Raw genomic sequence first — 7798 nt, forward strand, 5'->3', positions numbered from 1 at the left:
TCCTTCTCCTCGAGCAGCCCGGCCATCACCTCGGCCTCACGCTCCAGGCTGCGTCCGCCGAGCACGGCCCAGGTCGCGGCCGCAGTCAGCAGGGTGTTCGCAATCGGCTTGTCCCGGGTCAGCCGCTCGGCGACTACGCCCGCCGCGACTGCCGAACCCACGAGCACCCCCGCGTACGCCGTACCGGCCGGGCGCGAGTCGTCGTACAGGCGACGCTCGAGGCGGGTGGCTGCCTGGCCGAACCCGGCGACCGGGTGGAACCGGCGCGGGTCGCCGAGGAGGCGGTCGGCGGCGAACCCCAGCAGGAGGCCGAGTGGTCTGGACACGCCGGGAAGTCTGCCAGGCCCGGCAAGTTCGGGGGTTCGGGGCGTGTGGAAGGGTGACTGGCATGGGAATTGCAGACCTGCTTCGAGGGGTCGAGGCGGCCGGCGAGTTCGGTGTCTGGCTGGGGCGGCTCGACGGCGTACCGGTGTTCACGCACAGGGCGGAGCGGACGCACTACTCGGCGAGCACGATGAAGCTGCCGGTGGCGATGGCGATGATGCTGCAGGTCGAGGCGGGTGAGCTCGCGCTGGACCAGCCAGTAACTGTGCACAACGACTTCGCGTCGGCGGCCGGTGGACGGTTCGGGGTGAATCCGGCCGAGGACGAGGCGCCCGCGACCTGGACGAAGCTGGGCACCGAGGTGCAGCTCGGGTGGCTGGCTGCGGAGATGATCACGAAGTCGAGCAATCTGGCCACCGACCTGGTGCTGGAGCAGGTTGGGGTGGAGGCCGCGAACGCGGTGCTGGCGCAGTACGGGTCGGGGCTGAGTGCGATCCGTCGTGGCATCGATGACGTGGAGGCCCAGGCGGCGGGGATCAGCAACGAGATGAGCCCGGCCGACCTGGCCGCGGTACTGGTTGCGGTGGGCAATGACAAAGGGGCCTCGGGCGACTATCTGCGCGACCTGCTGGCCGCGAACGAGTGGAACGGCGAGATCCCGGCCGGGGTGCCAGCCGGGACGCGGGTGGAGCACAAGAACGGCTGGGATGCGCGGATCCGGCATGATGGCGGGATCGTGCGACCCGCGGACGCGGAGGCGTTCGTACTGACTGTGTCTACGACATCTTCGTTGCCCGACGCCGAGGCGCAGCGGTTGATCGCTGCGGTTGCGACCGAGGCCTGGGACCATCGGCATGATCTGGAGGCGGTTCGATGAAGGTCAGCACGCATATCGTGTCGGCTCCGCTGCACACTCCGTTCGTGACGGCCTTGCGGACGGCGACCCATGTGGAGTCCCTGCTCGTCTCGATCAGCGACGGCTCGGAGACGGGGTGGGGTGAGGCGCCGCAGGTTTGGAAGGTGACTGGCGAATCGCTCGCCGGAGCTCAGGCTTGTGTCGAAGGGCCTCTTGCAGCGGCGCTCGAGGGGTTGGGGCCCGATGATCTCACCGAGGGGCTTCGCCGGATCCAGTCCGCTGTTCAGGGGAACTTCGGCGCGAAGGCCGCGGTCGACGTGGCGCTGCACGACCTGGCTGCCCGGCGCCGCGGTCAGACCTTGCACGGCTTCCTGGGATCTACCGTCGACGTCGTCCGGACTGACGTGACCTTGTCGGCCGGGGATCCATCGGCGCTCGTGCGGGCCGCGAAGGACCGGGTGGCCGACGGGTTCGAGGTACTGAAGGTGAAGGTCGGCACCGGCGACGCGGCGGCCGACTTCAAGCGGGTCCACAAGATCCGCGAGGCCGTCGGGCCCGAGCCGCGGATCCGGCTCGACGCGAACCAGGGATGGAGCCGCCGCGACGCCGTCACCGCGATCCGCGCCCTCGAGGATGCCGGCAGCAACATCGAACTGGTCGAGCAACCCGTGGCCGCCGCCGACCTGGAGGGGATGGCGTGGATCACCGACCGGGTGAGCACGCCGATCCTCGCCGACGAGAGCGTGTACGGCGTACGCGACCTGGTGGCCGTGATCCGTCACGGCGCGGCGGATCTGGTGAACGTGAAGCTGGCCAAGTGCGGCGGGCTCGGGCCGGCCCGGACCCTGCTGGAACTGGCTCGCGAGCACGGAATCGGGTCGATCGTCGGCTCGATGATGGAGAGTCACGTCGGCGTTGGAGCCGCGGCCGCCCTGGTCGCGGCGTACCCGACAACCACGGTGAACGACCTGGACGCCGCGTGGTGGTTGATGGAGTCGCCCGTGGTCGGCGGGATCTGGTACGAAGGCCCCGCGATCCACCTGCCGACGGATCCCGGGCTCGGCGTGATTGGGTTGAGTTCATGAAGCTTGCTGCTGCCAAAGTCCCGGTCAGCACCGTGTGGACCTCACCCGACGCTCCGCGTGACATCGACGGCCCGGCGGTCGCCGCCGTACCGGATGTCGCAGAGTGGGCGAAGTCGATGGATACCGAGACCCGCCTCGGCCTGCACGGCCGGACGCTGACCCAGTTGTTGTTCGCCGAGCCGGTGTTGGTGCGGTCCGAGCGGGACGGCTGGTCGGAGATCCTCGCGCCGTGGCAGCCATCGTCTGCTGATGAGCTCGGGTATCCCGGTTGGGTTCCGTCGAGTCACCTGGGTGAGTTGCCCGGGAGTGCCACTGATCCCGTGGCGGTGAGCGTGCCGATGGCGACGTTGCTGGCGGAGCCGGGTGGTGGGCCGTTGATGGAGCTGTCGTTCGCGACCGTGCTGGCGTCGACTGATCATGCCGACGGGTTCACTCGGGTGGCGTTGCCCGACGGGGCGCAGGGGTGGTTGGCGGATGACGCGCTGCGGGCGGTATCGCCGGGGGGTGCCGAGGACCGGATCCGGCTGGGGTCGTTGTTCTTGGGACTCGAGTACCTGTGGGGTGGGACTTCGGCGTACGGGCTGGACTGTTCGGGGCTGGTGCATGCAGTGAGCCGGGTGCTCGGGCAGCGGGTGCCGCGGGATGCGCACGATCAGGCGAACATGCTCGAGCGGATCCCGGTGGACGAGGTCCGGCCGGGCGACCTGTACTTCTTTGCCCGCCCGGGCCAGCAGGTCCACCACGTCGGCTTCGTCTCCCCCGAAGGCATGCTGCACGCTTCAGAAACCGGCAAACGCCTCGAAAACGAACCCCTCCTCCCCACCCGCCTAGAGACCTTGGTCGCCGCCGCCCGCCTCTGAGGCTCGCACTCCCCCTGGCCCGCAGCACGGAGCTGCCCGACCGCACCTGCGGTCCGCAGCACAAGCGCGTGTGCGCAAAACAGCAGCCGCCCGGACCGTGAGGTCCGGGCGGCTGCGTCTGTGCTTGTTGCTACGACTTCTTAGCGTCTGTTTGCTCTGGCTCTTCGAGGGTCTCGAGCTCGGCGCGGGTCGCCGGGTCCAGATTGGCCGGGGTTTCATCGTCCGCGACCGGCGTCGCCTCGTCCAGCTCGCCGCCGCCTGCCTCAGCAGCGACGATCTCCTCGTCGTCCGCCTTGACCTGCGGCGTGTTGCGCGACTTGCGAAGGCTGAGGATCGTCGTGATGGCGAGCGTGATGATGATGAAGCCGAGCGAGAACCAGATCGGGATCTCGGGCGCCCAACTGACGTGCTGGCCGCCGTTGATGAACGGCAACTCGTTCTCGTGCATCGCATGCAGCACCAGCTTCACGCCGATGAAGGCGAGCACGACGGACAGTCCGAGCGACAGGTAGACCAGGCGGCGGAGAAGGTCGCCGAGCAGGAAGTACAGCTGGCGCAGACCCATCAGGGCGAACACGTTCGCGGTGAAGACCAGGAACGGCTCCTGGGTCAGGCCGTAGATCGCCGGGATCGAGTCGAGCGCGAACAGCAGGTCGGTCGTGCCCAGCGCGATGATCACGATCGCCATCGGGGTGACGAACCGCTTGCCGTTCTGCACCACGGTCAGCTTGACGCCGTTGTACTCGTCGGTCGCCTTCAGCCGCCGCTTGGCGAACCGGATGACCGCGTTCTCCTTGTAGTCCTCGTCGTCGTTCTCACCTTGGCGGGCCAGGTGGACCGCGGTGTAGACCAGGAACGCGCCGAACACGTAGAAGACCCAGGAGAACTCGTTGATCGCGGCCGCGCCGACGGCGATGAAGATGCCGCGGAAGACCAGCGCCAGGATGATGCCGACCAGCAGGGCCGTCTGCTGGTACTTCCTAGGCACCTGGAACCTGGCCATGATGATCAGGAAGATGAACAGGTTGTCCACGCTCAGGCTGTACTCCGTCAGCCAGCCGGCGAAGAACTCTCCCGCGTACTGACCACCCGAGAACGCCCAGACCCCGAGCCCGAAGACGACGGCCAGGCCGACGTACACCGCGATCGCGGTGGCGGATTCCTTGGTGGTTGGTTCGTGGGGGCGGCGCCCGATGATGAAGACATCGAACGCCAGCACTGCGAGCAGTACGCCGACGGTGATGTACCAGACGTAGTCATGAACGTGCACAGGAACCTCCGGAGCGCAGACGAAAGACGGACTCCGAAGGTCTCTTCCGCCTGACTCGAACCTCGGGCCTGGCCGGCGATACCGGGCGTGGAGACGAACTCCTTGACCGTGATGACGATACCGCCGCGAAGGAATACTCCCCTTCAACGGGCCCCATTCTGGTGGATCGACGTCCACGAATCCAAATCGAGGACGGCGATCCCGGCTGTTGGGATGATCACGTCGCGCAACGGGAATACAACCGCTACGTAATCAGGTTGTTGCTGACATACTTGTGGGTTGCGCCGCCGGACCTGGCCTTCACGCCTCAGGTGGGGACGGGAGGGCGCCGGGACTTCGGCAGCTTGGCGACGATCGTGATGTACGAGGTGTCGACCAGCTCGAGGATCTCGTCGTCGGGCACGGCGCCGCCGAGCCGGACGGAATTCCAGCCCGAACGGCCGATGTAGGCCATCTTCGCGACGTCGCCCGGATAGGTGTCGACCAGCTCGTCGGCCTCGTCGCGGTTGTTGCCGCACTTGATCCCGACCGACTCGCCGCCACCCAGGAACGCGAAGATCTTGTCGCCGACCTTCGCGACCACGTCCCCGTCCCACGGCTCGTCCTGCCAGGCCCCCGGCTTGGCCAGACAATGCTCGAGCAACTCAGCCCCGCTCAGTCTCATCTCAGCCCTCCGCTCCGAACAGCGATTCTCCCCGATCGCTACCGATGCGTCACGGCCTCGACATTGTTCCCGTCGGGATCACGCACGAACACGCCGTAGTAGGTCTCGTGGTACTCGGGCCACACCCGCGGCTCGTGCAGGATCTCCGCCCCCATCGCGCGGGCAGCCGCGAAAACCGCGTCCACGGCAGCCCGATCCTGAGCGGCGAACGCGACGTGAACCTCCCGCTGTACCCCGCCCTGCGTCCGCCCGAGCCAGAACCGCGGCATCCCGTCCGGCCCGGCCAGCCCCAGCACCACCTCGCGGTCCATCGTCACCGTGACTCCGAGCGGGGCCAGCAATTGCTCGTAGAACCGTCTGCTGACCGCGAGGTCATCACACTGCAACGCCAGATGATCCAGCATCCGCCCCTCCCCTTCAGCTCGTACTCCGCCTGGACTACTTGGCGCCGGCGTTGACCATTTGGCGGAGTTCTTTCTTGAGTTCGGAGATCTCGTCGCGGTAGCGGGCGGCGACCTCGAACTGGAGCTCGGCCGCCGCGTTGTGCATCTGGTCGGTGAGTTGCTGGATCAGGTCGGCGAGGTCGGACGAGGGCAGGCCGCCGGCCAGTTCCTTCGCCTTCTCGCCCGCCTTGCCCTTGAGGCCGCCCGGGACCGGCGCCTTGCCACGGCTCTGGTTGCGTCCGCTGCCGAGCAGCTCGGCGGTGTCCGCGTCCTCGCGAGCGAGCATGTCGGTGATGTCGGCGATCTTCTTCCGCAGCGGCTGCGGGTCGACCCCGTGCTCGGTGTTGTACGCGACCTGCTTCGCGCGCCGCCGGTTCGTCTCGTCGATCGCCATCTCCATCGACGGCGTGATCTTGTCGGCGTACATGAACACCGCGCCCGACACGTTCCGGGCCGCACGCCCGATGGTCTGGATCAGCGACCGGCCGGAGCGCAGGAAGCCTTCCTTGTCCGCGTCCAGGATCGCTACCAGCGACACCTCGGGCAGGTCCAGGCCCTCCCGCAGCAGGTTGATGCCGACCAGGACGTCGTACTCGCCCATCCGCAGTTCGCGCAGCAGCTCGACCCGGCGGAGCGTGTCCACCTCGCTGTGCAGATACCTGGTCCGGATCCCCATCTCCAGCAGGTAGTCGGTCAGGTCCTCCGACATCTTCTTGGTCAGCGTGGTGACCAGCACCCGCTCGTTGCGCTCGGTCCGGATCCGGATCTCGTGGATCAGGTCGTCGATCTGCCCCTTGGTCGGCTTCACGATCACCTCGGGGTCGATCAGGCCGGTCGGCCGGATGATCTGCTCGACGAACCCGTCCGACTTGTCCTGCTCGTACTGACCCGGCGTCGCCGACAGGTACACCGTCTGGCCGATCCGCTCCAGGAACTCCTCCCAGCGCAGCGGCCGGTTGTCCATCGCCGACGGCAGCCGGAACCCGTGCTCGACCAGCGTCCGCTTGCGGGACATGTCGCCCTCGTACATCCCGCCGATCTGCGGCACGGTGACGTGCGACTCGTCGATGACGAGCAGGAAGTCCTCGGGGAAGTAGTCCAGCAGGCAGTGCGGCGCAGTACCGGCCTCGCGTCCGTCCGTGTGGCGGGAGTAGTTCTCGATCCCGGAACAGGTGCCGATCTGCCGCATCATCTCGATGTCGTACGTCGTCCGCATCCGCAGCCGCTGGGCCTCCAGCAACTGGCCACCCCGCTCGAGCTCCGCCAGCCGCTCGGCCAGCTCCGCCTCGATGCTGTTGATCGCGCGCTCCATCTTCTCGGGCGCGGTCACGTAGTGCGTCGCGGCGCCGATGTAGAGCTCGCTCTCCTCGCTCAGCACCTCGCCGGTCAGCGGGTGCAGCGTCATCACCCGCTCGATCTCGTCGCCGAAGAACTCCACCCGTACTGCGAGCTCCTGGTACACCGGGAACACCTCGAGCGTGTCGCCGCGGACCCGGAAGGTGCCACGGGTGCCGGCCAGGTCGTTCCGTGCGTACTGAACCCCGACCAGCTTGCGCAGCAGGCCGTCGCGATCCATCTCGTCGCCGACCTTGACGTGGATCATCCGGTTCAGGTACTCGTCGGCAGAGCCGAGGCCGTAGATACACGACACGGTCGCGACCACGACCACGTCACGCCGGGTCAGCAGGGACCAGGTCGCGGAGTGCCGGAGCCGCTCGACCTCCTCGTTGATCGAGGAGTCCTTCTCGATGTAGGTGTCCGTCTGCGGGACGTAGGCCTCAGGCTGGTAGTAGTCGTAGTACGAGACGAAGTACTCGACCGCGTTCTCCGGGAAGAAGTTGCGCAGCTCGGTCGCGAACTGGGCCGCCAGCGTCTTGTTCGGCTGGAGGATCAGCATCGGCCGCTGGATCTTCTCCGCCAGCCACGCCATCGTCGCCGTCTTGCCCGTACCCGTGGCGCCCAGCAGCACCACATCCTGCTCGCCGGAGTTGATCCGGCGCTCCAGCTCCGCGATCGCGGCCGGCTGGTCGCCCGCCGGGTCGAAATCGGACACGACCTTGAGGGGCGCGACCATACGCTGGAGATCGGTGACCTGTCTCATGCCCTCCACCGTACGGCGCCCTGGGGACAGTTTCCGAAAACCGTCCTCCGGACCACCCGGGCGGGGGCCTCAGAGGCTGTCGATGACGGACTTCTTCATCGACGCGACATCGATTTCGGCCTTGGCCGCGAAGTCGGGACTGGTCCGGAAGTCCAGCGCGGTGACGACGCCGTCCTTGCGCCGGTACGTCTCCAC

General features: G+C 67.5%; 8 protein-coding genes. 3 read left to right on the forward strand and 5 right to left on the reverse strand.

Annotated features, from left to right (window positions below; all coding sequences use genetic code 11):
• Nucleotides 1–326: cobalamin biosynthesis protein (locus tag VFG33_RS01065; RefSeq protein WP_325021346.1), on the reverse strand; the 326-nt coding region annotated here is incomplete at its 3' end.
• A gap of 62 nt (nucleotides 327–388) precedes the next feature.
• Here VFG33_RS01065 and VFG33_RS01070 point away from each other — a divergent pair.
• The 3 genes from VFG33_RS01070 to VFG33_RS01080 are packed head-to-tail and all read left to right on the forward strand — an operon-like array spanning nucleotide 389 to nucleotide 3125.
• Entirely contained in the window at nucleotides 389–1201 is an 813-nt protein-coding gene (locus tag VFG33_RS01070; RefSeq protein ID WP_325021348.1) for a serine hydrolase, read from the forward strand.
• Nucleotides 1198–2265, forward strand: coding sequence for a mandelate racemase/muconate lactonizing enzyme family protein (locus tag VFG33_RS01075; protein ID WP_325021350.1), 1068 nt, complete (start codon nucleotides 1198–1200; stop codon nucleotides 2263–2265). Before VFG33_RS01070 ends, VFG33_RS01075 begins: the two co-directional genes overlap by 4 nt.
• Nucleotides 2262–3125: a C40 family peptidase gene (locus VFG33_RS01080; protein WP_325021352.1), complete on the forward strand. Its 864-nt coding sequence runs from the start codon at nucleotides 2262–2264 to the stop codon at nucleotides 3123–3125. Before VFG33_RS01075 ends, VFG33_RS01080 begins: the two co-directional genes overlap by 4 nt.
• Before the next feature lie 130 nt (nucleotides 3126–3255).
• Here the strand turns inward: VFG33_RS01080 and VFG33_RS01085 are convergent, their stop codons facing one another.
• The 4 genes from VFG33_RS01085 to uvrB form a co-directional block, all read right to left on the reverse strand.
• Nucleotides 3256–4395: a TerC family protein gene (locus tag VFG33_RS01085; RefSeq protein ID WP_325021354.1), complete on the reverse strand. Its 1140-nt coding sequence runs from the start codon at nucleotides 4393–4395 to the stop codon at nucleotides 3256–3258.
• Nucleotides 4396–4702: 307 nt separating this feature from the next.
• On the reverse strand, nucleotides 4703–5059 hold the full coding sequence (locus VFG33_RS01090) for an MmcQ/YjbR family DNA-binding protein (protein WP_325021356.1): 357 nt from the start codon (nucleotides 5057–5059) through the stop codon (nucleotides 4703–4705).
• A 38-nt stretch (nucleotides 5060–5097) separates the two neighbouring features.
• The gene (locus tag VFG33_RS01095) at nucleotides 5098–5463 is read right to left on the reverse strand and encodes a VOC family protein (RefSeq protein WP_325021358.1); all 366 of its coding nucleotides are present in this window, start codon (nucleotides 5461–5463) and stop codon (nucleotides 5098–5100) included.
• Nucleotides 5464–5497: 34 nt separating this feature from the next.
• Nucleotides 5498–7603, reverse strand: a complete 2106-nt coding sequence (uvrB, locus tag VFG33_RS01100) for an excinuclease ABC subunit UvrB (protein ID WP_325021360.1) — start codon at nucleotides 7601–7603, stop codon at nucleotides 5498–5500.
• Nucleotides 7604–7798: the final 195 nt, after the last annotated feature.

Origin of the sequence: Kribbella sp. (genome assembly GCF_035687465.1) — a bacterium.
Taxonomy (GTDB): domain Bacteria; phylum Actinomycetota; class Actinomycetes; order Propionibacteriales; family Kribbellaceae; genus Kribbella.

Coding starts and splice junctions, on each gene's coding strand:
- VFG33_RS01070 (WP_325021348.1), top strand. CDS start 389: ATGGGAATTGCAGACCTGCTTCGAGGGGTCGAGGCGGCCGGCGAGTTC.
- VFG33_RS01075 (WP_325021350.1), top strand. CDS start 1,198: ATGAAGGTCAGCACGCATATCGTGTCGGCTCCGCTGCACACTCCGTTC.
- VFG33_RS01080 (WP_325021352.1), top strand. CDS start 2,262: ATGAAGCTTGCTGCTGCCAAAGTCCCGGTCAGCACCGTGTGGACCTCA.
- VFG33_RS01090 (WP_325021356.1), bottom strand. CDS start 5,059: ATGAGACTGAGCGGGGCTGAGTTGCTCGAGCATTGTCTGGCCAAGCCG.
- VFG33_RS01095 (WP_325021358.1), bottom strand. CDS start 5,463: ATGCTGGATCATCTGGCGTTGCAGTGTGATGACCTCGCGGTCAGCAGA.
- uvrB (WP_325021360.1), bottom strand. CDS start 7,603: ATGAGACAGGTCACCGATCTCCAGCGTATGGTCGCGCCCCTCAAGGTC.